The following is an 18,142-nucleotide window of genomic DNA, read 5'->3' on the forward strand; positions in this document are numbered from 1 at the left end:
ATGAACTTTATGGAACATACTATCGGACAATTATTGGAACGGCAAGTAGAAAAACATCCGAACCATGAGGCTTTAGTTTATCCCGAACATGGTTTACGTTTAACGTATGAACAGTTTAATAATCGTGTAAATGACTTTGCCAAAGGATTAGTATCTATCGGTATCAAAAAAGGGGACCATATCGCAGTTTGGTCTGATAATAAAGTTGAATGGATTATTTCGCAATTTGCAACTGCAAAAATTGGTGCGGTACTTGTTACGGTTAATACGAACTATCAAGCATTTGAATTAGAATATTTATTGCAACAATCAGATGCAACGACATTAATTATGGCGAACCATTATAAACATACGAACTACTTAGATATTTTAGAAAAAATATGCCCGTCATTAAAAACATCTGAAAAAGGAAAGCTACAATCCGAAACATTGCCATATTTAAAAAATATTATCGTCATGGATGAAGAATCGCGTAATTTTGCATTCACATTTTCAGATATAAGCGATAAAGGAGAAACTGTTGAAGCAGATGTATTCGAAAATCGCAAAAATAGTTTACATTATGATGATGTCATTAATATGCAATATACTTCTGGAACGACAGGATTTCCTAAAGGTGTTATGTTATCTCATTACAATATCATCAACAATGCGAAACGAATTGGGGACAGAATGCGTTTAACAAACGAAGATCGTTTATGTATTCCAGTACCATTTTTTCATACATTTGGTTGTGTATTAGGTATTTTAACAGCAGTTGTTAAAGGATCGACGATGGTCATTGTTGAACAATTTAATGCAAAAAAAGTATTAGAAGCGGTCGCATCAGAAAAATGTACAGCGCTACACGGAGTGCCGACGATGTTTATTGCAGAATTAAATGAGCCTAATTTTGCTGAATATGATTTAAGTCATTTGCGTACAGGTATTATGGCTGGATCTAACTGTCCAATTGAAGTAATGCAAGCAGTAATGGATAAAATGGGAGCGAACGAAATTACGATTGCTTACGGTCTGACAGAAACATCTCCCGTCATTACACAAACAACCGTAGATGATCCGGTAGAATTACGCGTTAGTACCGTAGGAAAAATTCATCCCGATATAGAAGCAAAAATCATCGACCCAGAAACGAAGGAAGAACTGCCGCCAAATGAGCAAGGTGAACTCATTACACGTGGTTACCATGTGATGAAGGGATATTATAAAAATGAAGCAGCAACAAAAGAGGCGATGGATGAAAATGGGTGGCTACATTCAGGTGATTTAGCGAAAGTAGATGAAAATGGCTATTATTCGATTACTGGGCGTATCAAAGATGTCATCATTCGTGGTGGGGAAAATATTTATCCACGTGAAATTGAAGAATTTTTATACCGTCATCCAGAAATTATTGATGTGCAAGTGATCGGCATTCCAGATGAAAAATATGGGGAAGTCGTTATGGCTTGTATTAAACGAAAAGAAAGTAGTGAAGTGACAGAGGAAGCTATAAGACAATTTTGTTTAGACAATATTTCATGGCACAAAGTTCCAAAGTTTATTCACTTCTTTGAAACGTATCCAATGACAGCTAGTGGGAAAATCCAAAAATACAAATTACGTGAACAATGTATCGATATCGTTAAAAACAAATAGAGAAAAAACAGGAACTTTACGTCATGGCGATGTATCGTTCCTGTTTTTGTATCAATTTATTTGATGGGAGCAATTGAGACACCTCTTACCTTATTGCAACTCACTTTTTCACGTATAAATGTTCATGTAACTCTTTTTCTAAAAATGGCTTTGCTGTGAGTAAATCACGGAACGACTCATATTTTTTCATAGCAGCTTTCGTACTTTCTTTTCCAGTATAATAAGCTCGGATTAAAATGTTCTTTGGTGTATGTTCCATATCAATAAACTCTAATAATTGCGTCTCATAGCCAACTAAAGACAATATTTCTGCTCGAATTGCATCTGTTGCAAGTGCAGCAAATCGTTCTTTCATTAGACCGTGTTGTAATAAAACATCTAATGCTGGTGCATCCATTTGTGAGAATAACTCATGTTGACAAAATGGCACACTTAAAATAACGTTCGCTCCCCATCTAACTGCCCGAGCTAATGCCATATCTGTCGCTACATCACATGCATGTAATGTGACGACCATATCGACAGAAGTTTCCTCATTAAAATCATTAATATCCCCAACGAGGAATTGTAAATGTTCGTACTGTAAATCATTCGCAATTTGCTGACAATGTTCGATCACTTCTTTTTTTAAATCTAATCCTGTTACTTGAATATCATATCCTTTTACGACATGTAAATAATGATATAGTGCAAACGTCAAATAAGATTTTCCGGAACCGAAATCTAAAATGCGAACGGTGCGATTTTTTGGTAAATATTCGATTGCATCGTCAATATATTCGATGAATCGATTAATTTGTCGAAATTTATCATAATGTGCTTTTTTTATTTGACCAGTTTCCGTTTGCACACCTAAACGAACTAAAAAAGGATGAACCGTGTTTTCATCTAATAAATAATTTTTCTTTCGATTATGCTCTAATGTTGCTGCTTTCTTTACAACCTCCTTGGTTGTTTTCCACATTACTTTAAACTTTTTAGAAATTTGAATATGAATTTGTTCCGTTTCAAATTGTGCATGCACTTGACGGAACTCTTCTAGTAAAGGATCTAAGACGTGTCCGATATCTTTAAGTAATATATTTTCATGTTTCATGATACGTTCATATTGATATTCAAACTGGATGTATAATTCATTTTGTAGTGCAATTTTCTTTAAACGGACGCGTTTTAAATCATTCGATTTTTGACGTGGTTGACTTATCGTTCCATGGATAAATAGTTCATTCATCACTTTTTGAACAAATGTTTCTTTTAATTCATTAAATTCCATAGAAAACCCCTCTTAACTTTTACTTTATGTTTGAAAGTATACCATGTTCTGTAGCTAGATGGAAGGTATGAGAGAAATAGAATATGTAGACAAAAGTGGGGATTTGTAAGATAATTTTATATGATAGGATAAGGAAAACTTATCTATTCTTTCATAGGTGAATAAAGTTAGGAGGAGTTCACATGAAATGTATTTTAATTGCCAATCGTGGAGAAATAGCTGCGAGAATTATTCGAACATGCAAAAAAATGGATATCAAAACAATTGCTATTTATTCTGAAGCAGATCAGCTTGCACCTTATGTTTCTATGGCAGATGAAAGTTATTTAATCGGTGGCAATCAAGTAAATGAAAGTTATATGAATATGGATAAAATTTTTCAAATAGCAAAAGAACATGAAGTGGATGGCATCCATCCAGGATACGGTTTTATGAGTGAGAATAGTACTTTTGCAAAAAAATGTGAAGAAGAGGGAATAACGTTTATCGGCCCATCAGGAAGTGTGATGGAGCAAATGGGCGATAAAATTACGGCTCGAAATGTGATGGAAAAAGTTGGTGTACCAATCGCAAAAGGTACGACTGAAGCAATCCCGACGTTAGAAGAAGCGATGGAAATAGCTAAAAAAATCGGGTATCCAGTCATGTTAAAGGCTTCTGCAGGAGGTGGAGGTATTGGGATGCAAGTCGTCCATGATGAACAAACATTAAAGACGGCATTCGAAAACAACACGAAACGCGCGCAAATGTTTTTCGGTAATGGTGCAATGTATATGGAAAAATATATTGGGGATGCGCGTCATATTGAAATACAACTATTAGCAGATCAGCATGGAAATGTAGTACATTTTTTTGAACGTGAATGTTCCATTCAACGTCGGAATCAAAAAGTAATCGAGGAAGCACGTGCAATATATATTTCAGAATCTACCCGTAATAAAATGGCAACAATAGCCGTAGAAGCAATAAAAAAAATTGGCTATACAAATGCAGGGACAATGGAATTTCTCGTTGATAAAGATGAAAATTTCTATTTTTTAGAAATGAATACTCGTATTCAAGTGGAACATCCAGTAACGGAAGAAATTACAGGATATGATTTAATTGAACAGCAAATACGGATTGCAAGAGGAGAAACACTATCATTCAATCAATCTGATATTACTGCTCAAAATCATTCAATCGAAGTACGGATTTATGCCGAAGACCCAACAACATTTTTTCCTTCACCAGGCACAATTACAACCTATATAGAGCCACACGATGATCCAAATGTACGAATGGAGTCTGCGGTCACAAAAGGATATCAAGTAACACCATTTTATGATCCAATGATTGCAAAAGTCATTGTAACGAAGGAAAATCGCCATGAAGCGATAAAACATTTGATTGAAACGTTACAAAACTATAAAATTGAAGGTATTAAGACAAATATTCCGATGATTTTATCTGTCTTACAAGATAAAGCTTTCCAAGAGGGAGCTATTACCATTCATTACGTAGAACAACAAGTATAATAATATATTAGGAGGAATTTAATATGACAGAAATTAAAGCAAGTATGGCAGGAAACATGTGGAAAATCGTAGTAAATGTAGGTGATACTGTAACAGCAGGTCAAGAAGTAGCGATTTTAGAATCAATGAAAATGGAAATTCCACATCAAACAGAAGTTGCTGGAGAAGTAAAAGAAATTAAAGTAAATGAAGGCGATTTTATTAATGAAGGCGACGTTATTTGCGTCATCGGATAATAGGAGGCGAACATATTGTCCCAACTTATTGTAACGGAAAAAACAGCTGATAATATTTTAGTCGTTACGATTAATCGTCCAGAAGCCGCTAACGCATTAAGTAAAGCGACATTACATACATTAAACGAAACAATAGATATGATTTATGCAGATGATTCCATTCGGGCTGTAATCATAACTGGAACAGGAGAGAAGGCCTTTTCAGCTGGAGCAGACTTAAAAGAGCGACGCGACATGAATGAGAAAGAAGTTGTCGATGCTGTTACATATATTGGTGATACAATTAACCGCATCGGCCAAATTAATGTACCAGTTATCGCCGCACTAAATGGAGTAGCCTTTGGTGGTGGACTGGAATTAGCACTTGCATGTGATATTCGCATTGCAAGTCAACATGTGAAGGTAGGATTAACAGAGACATCGTTAGCTATTATTCCAGGCGCTGGTGGAACACAACGATTAACACGATTAATTGGACTCGGCCAAGCGAAACGACTTATTTATACTGCCACACCTGTAACAGCACAAGAAGCATTACAATTAGGTTTGGTAGAACAAGTGACAGAATCATGTGCAAAGGAAGCAGCAATTAAAATGGCACAAAAAATTGCTGCAAACGGTCCGATTGCAGTAAAACAAGCAAAACTAGCTATCACAAATGGGATGGAAACAGATTTACAAACAGCTTTACAAATCGAACGTTTAAGCTATTTACAAACTATACCGACAAAAGATCGCCTCGAAGGGTTACAAGCGTTTAAAGAGAAACGCAAACCTAATTATGAGGGGAAATAAATAATAGGAGGTTTCCTATGAGTTATGTAAACGATTTAAATAATAGAATAGAAACAATTAACAAAGGTGGAAAAGAAAAATACCACGAACAAAATGAAGCAAAAGGAAAGTTATTCGTACGCAAACGTTTAGAACTATTATTTGATGAAGGAATCGAAGTAGAAGACGCATTTTTCGCTAATTGCATGGAAGATGATCTACCTTCAGATGGTGTTGTAACTGGAATCGGGAAAATTAACGGACAAACTGTTTGTGTCATGGCAAACGATTCTACGGTAAAAGCGGGATCATGGGGAAAACGTACCGTTGAGAAAATCATCCGTATTCAAGAAACAGCACTAAACTTAGAAGTACCAATGTTATATTTAGTTGACTCAGCAGGTGCTCGAATTACAGATCAAATCGAAATGTTCCCTGGTAGACGTGGGGCAGGACGTATTTTCCATAATCAAATTAAACTATCTGGACGTGTTCCGCAAATTTGCTTATTATTTGGTCCATCCGCAGCTGGTGGAGCATATATTCCAGCATTTAGTGATATCGTTGTCATGGTAGAAGGAAATGCTTCGATGTATCTTGGTTCACCGAGAATGGCAGAAATGGTCATTGGAGAAAAGGTGACATTAGAAGAAATGGGTGGAGCAAAAATGCATTGTTCTGTTTCTGGGTGTGGAGATGTACTAGTTCAAACAGAAGAAGAAGCATTACAGTTTGCTCGTAAATATTTAACGTATTTCCCACAAAATTTCCGACATAAACCGGATGCTATAAATTCTGTAGAAGCAAAAATGATGGAAAAAGGGATCACAGATATCATTCCAGAAAATCAAAATGTTCCTTTCGATATGTACGAGTTAATTAACCGTATTATTGATGAAGATTCTTTTTGTGAAATTAAAAAATTATTTGCTGGAGAATTAATTACCGGTTTTGCACGTTTAGAAGGAAAATCGATTGGAATTATTGCTAACCAACCTCGAGTAAAAGGAGGAGTTTTATTCCCAGATTCAGCCGATAAAGCGGCTAAATTCGTCCAATTATGTGATGCATTTAATATTCCATTACTTTTCTTAATGGATGTTCCAGGATTTATGATTGGGACGAAGGTAGAGCAACAAGGAATTATTCGTCATGGTGCAAAAATGCTTGCATCGATGAGTGAAGCGACTGTACCGAAAATTTCTCTCGTTGTCCGTAAAGCATATGGAGCAGGCCTTTATGCTATGGCAGGACCAGCATTTGAAACAGATGCAACATTAGCATATCCAACCGCACAAATTGCTGTTATGGGTCCTGAAGCGGCGATTAATGCTGTATATGCAAATAAAATTGCCTCATTACCAGAAGAAGAACGCCGTGATTTTATATTACAAAAACAAGCAGAATATAAAGACGATATCGATGTATTTCGCTTGGCATCTGAACTTGTCATTGACGATATTATACAGCCGAATGAAACGAGAAAACAACTTGCTAAACGTTTTGAAATGTATGAATCGAAGAATTATCATTTCACTGATCGTAAACATGGTGTATATCCAGTATAATTATAGACCTCTAGAAAATTTCAAACGGTTTTCTAGAGGTAATTTTATATCCTGGATATAATTAACTATAATATAATTATGTAAACTTACTAAACAAATCATTTTTATCTACATAAAACATTTGATATGATAAATAGTATGAATAGAGAGATGAAGGGATGAAGCATACATGGAAGATCGTTTATTTCGAGATGCGATGGGAAGGTTTGCAACAGGGATAACAATCGTTACAATGGATGATGAAGGTCAAGATAGAGGGATGACAGTAAATGCGTTTATGTCCATTTCTTTAGAACCAAAATTGATTGCGATTTCAATCGACCATACAGCAAGTATGTATGAAAAGTTAATGAAGGCAGACACCTTTGGGGTAAGTGTACTTAAAGACAATCAACAAGATTATTCCATGATTTTTGCACGACAAAAAGAAGCGGATGGACCAATCCCGTTTGAATACTTAGATGGCGTACCCGTAATTGAAAATAGCTTAGCTGCACTATCTTGTAAAGTATATAAAAAGGTAGAAGCAGGGGACCATACAATTATTCTCGGTGAAGTAACCAAATTAAAGATAGAAAGTGGAGAACCCGTCATTTTCTTCGGAGGAAAGTATAGAAATTTACATTCATAATATATATGGCGTATAATAAAAGATCTTATTACTCGGTACAGAATAGATAAGATCTTTTTTTATATGTGTATATTATTTTCTTAATTTTACTGCGATAAAATTACCGATCGATTGCATAATTTGAACGATAATAATTAATGTTACCACTGTCACGAGCATGATAAAAGAATCGAATCTTTCATATCCATAACTTATTGCTAAATCTCCAATTCCTCCACCACCAACTGCACCTGCCATCGCTGTTGCACTTAATAAACTAATCGAAGCAGTAGTTAAACTTAATACTAAAGAGCTTAATGCTTCAGGTAATAAAAAATACCATATTGTTTGTAATGGCGTTGCTCCCATAGAAGTTGCGGCTTCTATAATTCCGTCATCTACTTCTAATATAGAGTTCTCCACTAATCTTGCAATAAAAGGTGCGACATATACTATTAATGGTACAATAGCTGCTGACGTTCCAATTGATGTTCCTGTAATAAATCTTGTAAATGGTATGATTGCAACGAGTAAAATAATAAATGGCAATGAGCGGAACATATTGATTATCGGATTCAGTAAATTAAAAACGACCTTATTTTGTAAAATGCCATTTGGTTTCGTAACAACTAGTAAAATACCTAATGGAATCCCAATGATAGATCCGACAATTAAAGAAAAACCAACCATGTAAAATGTATCTACCATCGCTTGAATAAATTGTTCAGTTGTAACGGTTGTTTCAAACATTTCTTTTTACCTCCTCATACGCCAAATTATTAGATTTTATATATTGTAAACCGTTTTGAGTGTCATTTTCTGTACCTAAAAGATGTAATACCATAAATCCTACTTGATCATCTTTAATTTCATCCATCGAAGCATAAACAATATCTACATCTAAATGAAATTCTTTACTTAGAGTACTTACTAATATGCTCGTTCGATCGTTTGTAAATGGTATTTGTATGAATATTCCATCTTTCTTTTTTTCCATTATTGTATAAATTGAACTTGGTATTTTACGATGTACAACCGTATCCACAAATCTTTCTGTTGAAGAATGCTTAGGTTCTTTAAATACATCGATTACATCTCCAGTTTCAATAATTTGTCCATCTTCCATTACTGCAACTCGATGACATATTTTTTTAATAATGTTCATATCATGTGCTATCATGACAATCGTTATATTATACGTTTCATTAATTTTCTCTAGTAAATCTAATACGGAATCTGTTGTTTGTGGGTCTAATGCTGATGTTGCTTCATCACATAATAATATAGATGGGTTTGTAGCTAAAGCACGGGCAATACCAACACGCTGTTTCTGCCCACCAGAAAGTTGACTTGGATAATCATTTGCTTTATCTTCCAAACCAACAAATGTAAGTAATTCCATTACTCGATCATGAATAGCTTGTTTCTTTTTCTTTTCTAAAATAAGTGGAATAGCAACATTTTGAAAAATCGTTTTCGTTTGTAATAAATTAAAATGTTGAAAAATCATCCCGATATTTTTACGTGCTTGACGTAATTGTTGCTTTTTTAATGAATGTAATGCTTTACCTTCCACTAGCACTTTTCCAGAGGTCGGTCGCTCTAGAAAGTTAATTGTACGAATTAATGTACTTTTACCTGCACCACTTAATCCAATCACCCCGAAAATATCTCCCTTATTTATATGTAAGGAAATATTATGTAGTGCCTTTATTTCTTTATCTTTTACTTTAAATACTTTCGATACATTTTCTAACTTAATCATTTTTCTCCTCATTTCTCACAAACAATAAATCTATGAACATAGTATAACGTTTAATTCGCATAAAATCAATCTGAATTAATGGTATTAAAATTGACAATTACAAATAACATGTTTATAATTTTATATAATTAATCACATGAACTTAATGGGAATTGAAAGGGAGATCAAAATGAAGAAATGGATGTTTTTGTTTATTAGTGTTACAGTTCTATTTGTGTTAGCCGCGTGTGGAAACGATAATAACGAAGAAGGAGAAGAGAAAACGACTATAAAAGTCGGAACATCACCAGGACCTTATAGTGAATTATTTTTAAATGGAATTAAGCCAATTTTAGAGGAAAATGGTTATTCGATTGAAACGGTTGAATTTACAGAATTATTACAGGCAGATATTGCTTTAGATGAAGGATCTATCGATTTGAATGTTGATCAACATACAGCATATTATACAAATTTTAATGAAGAAAAAAATGCCAACTTAACAAAAGTAACACCAATACCGACTGTTCCAACTGGTATTTTCCCTGGTAAGAAAAATTCTCTAGATGGAATTTCTGAAGGAGATACTATTGCAATTCCAAAAGATCCATCCAACGCTGCTCGTGCATATGCTTTATTACAAAAAGCAGACCTTATTACATTAAAAGAAGATGTAGAATTAATAAAAGTAACACAAAATGATATTGTCGAAAATAAACATGACTTAAATATAAAAGAAATGGATTCTGCACAAATACCGAGAGCATTAGACGATGTTGATTATGGAATTATTCCTGGTAGTATTGTCTATGCATCTGGCTTAGATCCAGCTGATAGTTTATTATTTGAAGACATTTTAAAAGAGTTAGAATTAGTAGCAGTAATTGATGAAAAAAATGCAAATACAGAGTGGGCTAAAGCGATAAAAGATGCTTACGAATCAGATGAATTTAAACAATTTATGGAAAAAGAAAATGAAGACGAATATTGGTTTATTCCAGAAGAAATTGAATAAACAAAAGGAACGAGGGGGTTTTAGTAGAAGCTAAAACCCTTTTTTCTATATATAAAAATATTTCAATAACAAATAATTTTATTGAAAAAATATGAAAGTACTATTTTACTAGATAAACAGCACTTGTTCTCGTATAATAATTGGTATCAATTCATTTCATGAATATGACAATTATGTGAAGAAAAATAAATCTTTTTGTCCATCATGATGTATGAACGTACAAAGGAGATTGTTGCAGTGAAAGTTTTAACGAGAGATATGAATGCGATTACGAATGAGCATTTTACAACTTTATATGAGCATATGAAAAACAATGAAGACTATATAAACGCAGATAAAATTATTGATTTATATGAAAAACAACAAAAAAATGAATTTAATATTAGTTTTTCTGGGCATTTTTCTGCTGGAAAGTCATCGATGATTAACTATTTACTAGGAAAAGATGTTTTACCAAAAAGTCCGATTCCAACAAGTGCAAATATCGTAAAAATAACATCTGGTGAAGGAGTAGCGCGGGTTTATTTTACTGATGAGGAGACAGTTCAATATAAAGAACCATATGATATTGATATGATCAAAGATTATGCAACAGATAAAAACGCCATTAAACGAATCGATATTAGTACATCAGAAGAAATATTGCCTGAAAACTGCTCTATTTTAGACACACCTGGAATTGATGCGGCTGATGATGCAGATAGATTGATGACAGAATCAGCATTGCATTTAGTAGACGTACTTTATTATGTAATGGATTATAATCACGTCCAGTCTGAAGTGAATTTATACTTCTTACGTAAAATGCATGAAGCTGATATTCCATTTTATATCATTATAAACCAAATTGATAAACATAATGAACGTGAAATTCAGTTTTCACAATTTGATAAAAACGTACGTGAAACATTTGAACAGTGGAATATCTTCCCGGAAAAAATATATTATTCATCCGTTATGCATGAAGATGCTCCACATAGTGAAGTTCGTCAGATTAAAGAAGAACTCTTTCAACTGCTTCAGAAAAATAAAAATATAACCGGTCGTTTAAAAGCAGCAACAAACATTATCATACAAGACCATGAAACTTTTTTACAAGAACAATTAGAGGAAGCTGTGAACGAGATTGTTCCTGCGAATATTACTGATGAGGAATATGATTTATTACAGGAAATAAACGAAAAAATGGCTTCTGTAAAAGATCCTCATGAACAATTAAAAAACGAATTCGATCATGAGTTAAACCATACTTTAAAAAATGCCTATTTAATGCCTGCAAAATTACGAGATCAAGCACAAAGTGTATTAGAATCGCAGCAAAAAGACTTCAAAATTGGATTTTTCAATGCGAAGAAAAAAACAGAAGAAGAACGTAATAATCGCATGAATGCATTTTTAACAGAGTTACAAAAAACGATTGATGCATCGATTCAATGGAAATTGCGTGATAAATTTATTGAAATGATTCGTGAAAATGATATCCATCATGACGGATTATTGAAAAAGATTCAAGATGCAAACGTTCAATATACTGCTCAAGATGTGAAGTCTTTTATGAAAGAAGGCGCACAAATTAACGGGAATTACGTTTTAAACTACACGAACGAAATTAGTGCAGATATTAAATCTAAGTATCGTCAACTTGCAAATGAGTTATGGGCAGAAATTGAAAATGTGATACAGACGAATAAAAAGGAACAAATCACTGCATTACAAGAACAATTAAAACAGTTTGATTTTGCTGAGGAGTTATTAGAAAAAAAAGCACAACTGGAAGAAAAATTAGTAAAAAATATTACAAATCTTCATGAGCACATTAAAAATCCAACAGAAAATAATGATCTTTTATGTGAAATGGATGCTACAATTGAACGTCGACATAAAGTTATTGAAAAGGAGACGCCAACAGTATCGATAGCTGATGTTGAAGAAACAACGACACCATCACAAGTGACAGAGGAATTAAAAGAAGTAACTGTTACTACAGAACATACAGCAGATACTATCGTTCAAATTATTGAAGAAATGACGAATACAATAGAAAATGTTGATGGTTTCGACACGATTGTCCGTGATTTACGTGAAAAACAACACCGTCTAAACAACCGACAATTAACAATCGCTTTATTTGGAGCATTTAGTGCTGGAAAATCATCTTTCTCAAACGCTTTATTCGGGGAACAAGTTTTACCGGTATCACCAAATCCAACAACAGCGGTTATTAGTCGAATTAATCCAATCAATGACAAATATAAACATGGGACGGTTGTCATCCGATTAAAAGATGATGAAACATTAACGAATGACTTAAAACAAATTACGAAAGATTTTGATCCAGATTACGAAAATGTCCAAGAAATAGTCGAATGGATAAAACGATATAATATCCATAAAAACGACCTTTTAACAAAAACATACCAATCCTACTTATTAGCGGTATTAAATGGATACGAACAAAGAAAAAACCAACTCGGAAAAACAGTGGAAATTTCTTTAGAGCAATTCCCAGCTTTTGTTACAGATGAATCAAAAGCATGTTATATTGAACAAGTTGATTTATACTATGACTGTGCATTAACACGAAAAGGGATCACATTAGTAGATACACCTGGAGCAGACTCTGTCAATGCACGACATACGAACGTCTCTTTTGATTATATAAAAGATGCCGACGCAATTATTTATGTCACGTACTATAATCATGCCATTACTAGTGCAGATCGTGACTTCTTAATGCAATTAGGACGAGTGAAGGAAGCGTTCGAATTAGATAAAATGTTCTTTATTGTAAATGCATCAGATTTAGCGCAAGATGCCGAAGAATTAAGACTCGTATTAAATTACGTCGAAGAACAATTACTACAATTTGGCATTCGTCAGGCAAAAATATTTCCTGTTTCAAGTAAAAAATCATTAGAAGAAAAAGTAGCTCAACTTCCTTTAAATGAAGAAATGACTACATTTGAAACAGAATTTTACAAATTTGTTGAACAAGACTTAGCACAGTTAACTATCCAAGGTGCTGTATGGGATATGAATCGCGCTGTAACAACATTACAAAACTTTATTGATGCAGCAAACTTAAGTGAAGCAGAACGTGCTAATTTCGTAAAAACATTAGAAAATAAACGTCATACATTTAAAGAAATTATTGCAAAAACAAATAGTTCTGTAGCAGAAGAACGTATATTAGAACGTATCGAACGACAACTTCATTTCGTACTAGAACGTTTATACATTCGTTTCCATGATATGTTTTCTGAACATTTTAACCCGACGACTATTACGGCATCTGGAAGGGAAGCAATTAAGCAATTAGAAGCGAATCGCACTAAATTTATCGACTATGTTGGGTATGAATTGTTACAAGAAGTACGTGCTGTATCATTACGTGTCGAGGCAAATATTTACGAGTTAACGAAAGACACTTTTAATGAGATACAATCTCAGATTGAAAAAATAGATGAAAACTTTATTTTACCTAGCTTGCAAACACAAGAGCTTAAAACACCTAATTATGAACAGGCATTTACGATAATCGATTACAGTATTTTTTCACATGTATTAAAGATTTTCAAAAATACTCGATCGTTTTTTGAGCAAAATGAACGTGAAAAAATGAAGGAAGCATTTTATGATACGTTAAAACCGGAAGCAAAACAATATTTAGATACACAAAAAGAAATTATGGATAGTGTGTACATTGCGCAGTGGAACGATGCTCTACAAAACATTAAAACTCGTATTGAATCTGAAATAGATCAAATGATTGAACAACATATTAAAGTTGTCACAGATACGGTAAATTTAGCTCAGTTAAAAGAAAAACATGAAATATTAACGGCAATATTAGAAAAGTAAGGATGGACATATTGAAGAAACATATATTATTAGTAGATGGAATGGCTTTATTGTTTAGAGGGTTTTACGCAACATCTTTTAGAGGTAATTTTATGCGAAATGAAGAAGGCATACCGACGAATGGAGTATATCAATTTTTACGCTATTTCACAGATGGAATTCATACTTTCCAACCGACACATGTTCTTTGTTGTTGGGATATGGGAAGTAAGACGTTCCGCAACGAAATTTACGATGCGTATAAAGCAAATCGAGGAGCACCACCGGAAGAACTTATTCCCCAATTTGATCTTGTAAAAGAAGCTGTCAATATTTTTAACGTTCCAAATATTGGCGTAATAAATTATGAAGCCGATGACGTCATTGGTACGCTAGCTAATACGTTGTCTAAAGACACACATGTAACCATTTTATCCGGTGATTATGATTTATTACAACTCGTTGCTGCAAATGTCGATGTTGCAATTATGAAAAAGGGAATCGGTAATTATGATGTTTATAATGAAGCGAATTTTTTAAACAAAAAGGGATTATATCCACATCAAATTATCGAATTCAAAGGATTAACCGGAGATAGCGCAGATAATTATCCTGGCATAAAAGGAATAGGCGAAAAAACGGCATTAAAATTACTGCAAACATATGGTAATATGGATACTATTTTACAATCAATGGACGAATTAACAAAGGGGATTCGTTCGAAAATTGAAACAGACATCGCAATGTTTCACTTATCAAAGGAATTAGCTGAAATAAAATGTGATGTTGAACTTGAATTTACAATCGATGAGCCATTACAAATAAATGCATCCGAAATTGAAGCGAATTTAATTAAATTAGGTGTAAAATATCCACCAATCGAATCGTACGTATCATCAAATTTTACTGTCTAATACAGTACAAATTAAGTAATATTATTAAACTTGAAAAGACAGGGGAGGCAATATGCATCCTCTGTTTTTTTAAGGAAAAAATAGTGATAGCAATTTCCATCATGTAATTTTCTTAAGTGAAGTATGACAAAAATAACCTGAAGTACCCATCACTTAAAATGATGGGGGTCATTTATTCCTAGTATCTCAATTTGTGATAACAAGAAACTTCATGTATATCAATGATTATGATGTTTTCCATAAATGTCATAATTATTGTCATTTAGCCTTTTTCCATTTGATTTTTTACTATTTTCTTCACTTTTAATGCCAAGATGTTACAATTTCATCTCAAACACTTTACATTTTAATGTGATTCTTATACAATTTGAAACGAGCCTAATTGATTTTAGGTAAAAGGGGGTAACATCAGTGACTGTTTGTGAGAAAGAAATGACAAACGAACAACTAGAAAATATACTACATGATGACGAAGCATCATTTTTACTATTAGACGTTAGGGAAACGACAGAATATGCCATTCAACATATACCAGGATCTGTATTAATTCCTTTAGGGCAACTTAGTGAACGATTAGATGAAGTAAGTAATGAACAACCAATTTACGTCATTTGTCGTTCCGGTGTTCGAAGTGATGAGGCTTGTACTATTTTACGAGAAAATGGTTATGATGAAGTATATAATGTTGTTCCAGGAATGATTCACTGGAATGGTATTGTTGAATCAGATTTTGCATAACAAAAAACTTACCACAAATTCCCGTGGTAAGTTTTTTGTATTTATACGTATCATTCGTATCATCATTTTAAATTTTCTGACAACTGTTTGACATTGTTTCAGAAATATGTTATTGTACATTAAACTTTAATTGCAATAGTAATTAACTTATCATTTCGAAAGGAGTAGACATGATGGTTCAAAAATTAAATGTCGAAAGCTTTAACTTAGATCATACGAAAGTAAAAGCACCTTATATTCGGTTAGCAGGTAAAATGAAAGGTTTAAATGGAGATGAAGTATACAAATATGACCTTCGCTTCAAGCAACCGAATAAAGAACATATGGATATGCCTGCCATTCATTCATTAGAGCACTTAATGGCAGAAATAAGTCGCAATTATTCTGACAAAATTGTCGACATAAGCCCAATGGGATGTCAAACTGGCTATTATTTATCAGTAATTAATCATTTTAGCTATGAAGATATCATTCAATTAGTGGAAAATATTTTAGAGGATGTCCTAAAAGCTACTGAAGTACCTGGATGTAATGAAGTACAATGTGGTTGGGCTGCTAGTCATAGTTTAGAAGGAGCAAAAACACTTGCAAAAGAAATGCTCGATCATAAAGATGAGTGGCGTGAAGTTTTTTAGATACATAATATAAATGAAACTTGTTTTAATAGGAAATAAAGGTAACAGAGTACTATTAAAACAAGCCTTATATTTTCACTTATCCTAGTTTACATAATATATATTATAGGAAGTAATGTTAGATATAAAATAACGAGCAACATTAATATGCTTGCTCGTTATTTTCCTTTTTTGTTCCATAATATGGACCAACTTCTATATGATTCTCTTCTAATTGTAACATTTCACTTACTGTAATAAATTCAAACCCTTGATCTTGTAAATATTTCAATACAGTTGGTAAAGCGTCTGCAGTTGTTGGATGTATATCATGCATTAACACAATATCACCATTTGTACTCATTGATACATTATGTAAAATAGCGTTTGTATTTTTACTTTGCCAATCTAACGTATCAATCGTCCACATCGTTACAATTTGATCTGTCTGTTTCGCTTGTTCCAACACAATATTATTATATTCACCATATGGTGGCCTAAATGATGTTGGTGCAATCCCTGTAGCATCTTTTATTTGCTGCTGCGACAAGGAAACTTCATCTTTAATAGCTGCCGCTGTAATTGCGTTTAGATTCGCATGTGTAATACTATGATTTGCTATTTCATGACCATCTTGCGCGACCATTTCTGCAATATATGGATATCTAGTAGCATTGCGACCTAACATATAAAATGTTGCTTTTGCATCAAATTCTTCTAAAGTTTCTAGTATTCTCGGTGTTACTTGTTCATCTGGTCCGTCATCAAATGTTAGTGCAATATATTTTCCATTTGGATCTAATTCACGTGGTGCTGAGTTGATGATTTGCTGCAACTCATCTGTGATTAATAAAGCATAATATGGTTCTGTTAACGATTTATATGCATCTACATATGGAATGGCAATTTCGATTTCTCCTTCATTATTCCCAATTGCTCCTTTTTCATATATAAATAGAATCGAATCGTCTGTCAATGCCCACTGGATTTTTTCTTCATTACTTGTTATCGAATCAAAATTAGCCTCGTCAAATTCGAATTCTTGTTTGTTCATTTCTTTTTTAATCATATTTTTTAATGATTCATTCATGTCAATCACATCATGGAGTGATACGAATTTATCTTCTTTTACATTCACAGTAAAATACTGTTGAAATGAATCTGTTTCTTTATTATTTTTCACGATCGACCCTTTTAATAAAAATGTATATATATCGTCATTTGCTTTGTAATAATCTGTCGATATTGCAAGATGATTATTTTCTCCTTCATCTAAGGTTCTTTTTTCTTCCATTACGACTAACATTTCTTCCATAAAATGATCTTCATGTTGGCGAATCCATCTTTCAATTTGACCATCAATTGTCTTTTCGTTTATAATAGGTTGGGTTATTTTGGAAGTATATAATTCAGCCTCTTTCATTTTTGTTTCTAAAATAAGTTGATCATCAATTTCTTCTTTTTCTACATCCATTGTCACTGCTTTGGCACTCGTAACTTTTTCAATTTCCATTAAAATAATACCTGCAAATACGACACCAACTGTCAATATAACAGAAATGATAACTAGTACAATTGGCCAAGTTAAGTTTTTAAACATACGTATTCCCTCACATTGTTTACAATAATATGCATTATCTATCAATTATAACAAATATATT

At 33.2% G+C, this 18,142-nt stretch carries 15 protein-coding genes; 11 read left to right on the forward strand and 4 right to left on the reverse strand.

Translation table 11 applies throughout. The features are described 5' to 3' along the window. Positions 1–1,638, forward strand: coding sequence for an AMP-binding protein (locus tag SPD45_RS06500; RefSeq protein ID WP_336266929.1), 1,638 nt, complete (start codon positions 1–3; stop codon positions 1,636–1,638). Positions 1,639–1,738: 100 nt separating this feature from the next. Here SPD45_RS06500 and SPD45_RS06505 read toward each other — a convergent pair whose 3' ends face one another. Further along, positions 1,739–2,911 carry a class I SAM-dependent methyltransferase gene (locus SPD45_RS06505; protein ID WP_336266930.1) on the reverse strand — a complete coding sequence of 391 codons (1,173 nt, stop codon included), beginning with the start codon at positions 2,909–2,911 and terminating at the stop codon, positions 1,739–1,741. 182 nt (positions 2,912–3,093) lie between these two features. On the opposite strand from SPD45_RS06505, the gene SPD45_RS06510 reads away from it, so the two are divergent. From SPD45_RS06510 to SPD45_RS06530, 5 genes are all read left to right on the forward strand, one after another. Beyond that, a complete protein-coding gene (locus SPD45_RS06510; RefSeq protein WP_336266931.1) occupies positions 3,094–4,428 on the forward strand; it encodes an acetyl-CoA carboxylase biotin carboxylase subunit in 1,335 nt (444 codons plus the stop codon). A 23-nt stretch (positions 4,429–4,451) separates the two neighbouring features. Next, entirely contained in the window at positions 4,452–4,664 is a 213-nt protein-coding gene (locus tag SPD45_RS06515; protein WP_336266932.1) for an acetyl-CoA carboxylase biotin carboxyl carrier protein subunit, read from the forward strand. A 15-nt stretch (positions 4,665–4,679) separates the two neighbouring features. Then, complete coding sequence (locus tag SPD45_RS06520) at positions 4,680–5,459, forward strand: enoyl-CoA hydratase-related protein (protein WP_336266933.1); 780 nt, start codon at positions 4,680–4,682, stop codon at positions 5,457–5,459. Positions 5,460–5,476: 17 nt separating this feature from the next. Continuing rightward, a complete protein-coding gene (locus tag SPD45_RS06525; protein WP_336266934.1) occupies positions 5,477–7,006 on the forward strand; it encodes an acyl-CoA carboxylase subunit beta in 1,530 nt (509 codons plus the stop codon). 169 nt (positions 7,007–7,175) lie between these two features. Beyond that, on the forward strand, positions 7,176–7,637 hold the full coding sequence (locus SPD45_RS06530) for a flavin reductase family protein (protein WP_336266935.1): 462 nt from the start codon (positions 7,176–7,178) through the stop codon (positions 7,635–7,637). A 72-nt stretch (positions 7,638–7,709) separates the two neighbouring features. Here SPD45_RS06530 and SPD45_RS06535 read toward each other — a convergent pair whose 3' ends face one another. Next, positions 7,710–8,366 (reverse strand): methionine ABC transporter permease, encoded by a 657-nt coding sequence (locus SPD45_RS06535; protein WP_336266936.1) that lies wholly within the window; start codon positions 8,364–8,366, stop codon positions 7,710–7,712. Beyond that, the gene (locus SPD45_RS06540; protein WP_336266937.1) at positions 8,359–9,381 is read right to left on the reverse strand and encodes a methionine ABC transporter ATP-binding protein; all 1,023 of its coding nucleotides are present in this window, start codon (positions 9,379–9,381) and stop codon (positions 8,359–8,361) included. Before SPD45_RS06540 ends, SPD45_RS06535 begins: the two co-directional genes overlap by 8 nt. A gap of 169 nt (positions 9,382–9,550) precedes the next feature. Between SPD45_RS06540 and SPD45_RS06545 the strand changes: the two genes are divergently transcribed. The 5 genes from SPD45_RS06545 (at position 9,551) to SPD45_RS06565 (ending at position 16,502) form a co-directional block, all read left to right on the forward strand. Continuing rightward, positions 9,551–10,375 (forward strand): MetQ/NlpA family ABC transporter substrate-binding protein, encoded by an 825-nt coding sequence (locus SPD45_RS06545; RefSeq protein WP_336266938.1) that lies wholly within the window; start codon positions 9,551–9,553, stop codon positions 10,373–10,375. Between the two features lie 237 nt (positions 10,376–10,612). Further along, positions 10,613–14,236: a dynamin family protein gene (locus SPD45_RS06550; protein WP_336266939.1), complete on the forward strand. Its 3,624-nt coding sequence runs from the start codon at positions 10,613–10,615 to the stop codon at positions 14,234–14,236. 2 nt (positions 14,237–14,238) lie between these two features. Then, on the forward strand, positions 14,239–15,129 hold the full coding sequence (locus tag SPD45_RS06555; protein WP_336266940.1) for a 5'-3' exonuclease: 891 nt from the start codon (positions 14,239–14,241) through the stop codon (positions 15,127–15,129). A gap of 411 nt (positions 15,130–15,540) precedes the next feature. Then, complete coding sequence (locus SPD45_RS06560; protein WP_336266941.1) at positions 15,541–15,867, forward strand: rhodanese-like domain-containing protein; 327 nt, start codon at positions 15,541–15,543, stop codon at positions 15,865–15,867. Positions 15,868–16,040: 173 nt separating this feature from the next. After that, positions 16,041–16,502: an S-ribosylhomocysteine lyase gene (locus SPD45_RS06565; RefSeq protein WP_336266942.1), complete on the forward strand. Its 462-nt coding sequence runs from the start codon at positions 16,041–16,043 to the stop codon at positions 16,500–16,502. Between the two features lie 142 nt (positions 16,503–16,644). On the opposite strand, the gene SPD45_RS06570 is transcribed toward SPD45_RS06565, so the two are convergent. Continuing rightward, positions 16,645–18,081: a polysaccharide deacetylase family protein gene (locus tag SPD45_RS06570; protein WP_336266943.1), complete on the reverse strand. Its 1,437-nt coding sequence runs from the start codon at positions 18,079–18,081 to the stop codon at positions 16,645–16,647. Positions 18,082–18,142 lie beyond the last annotated feature (61 nt).

The organism is Pseudogracilibacillus sp. SO10305 (assembly GCF_037072005.1).
Taxonomy (GTDB): domain Bacteria; phylum Bacillota; class Bacilli; order Bacillales; family Amphibacillaceae; genus Pseudogracilibacillus; species Pseudogracilibacillus intestinigallinarum.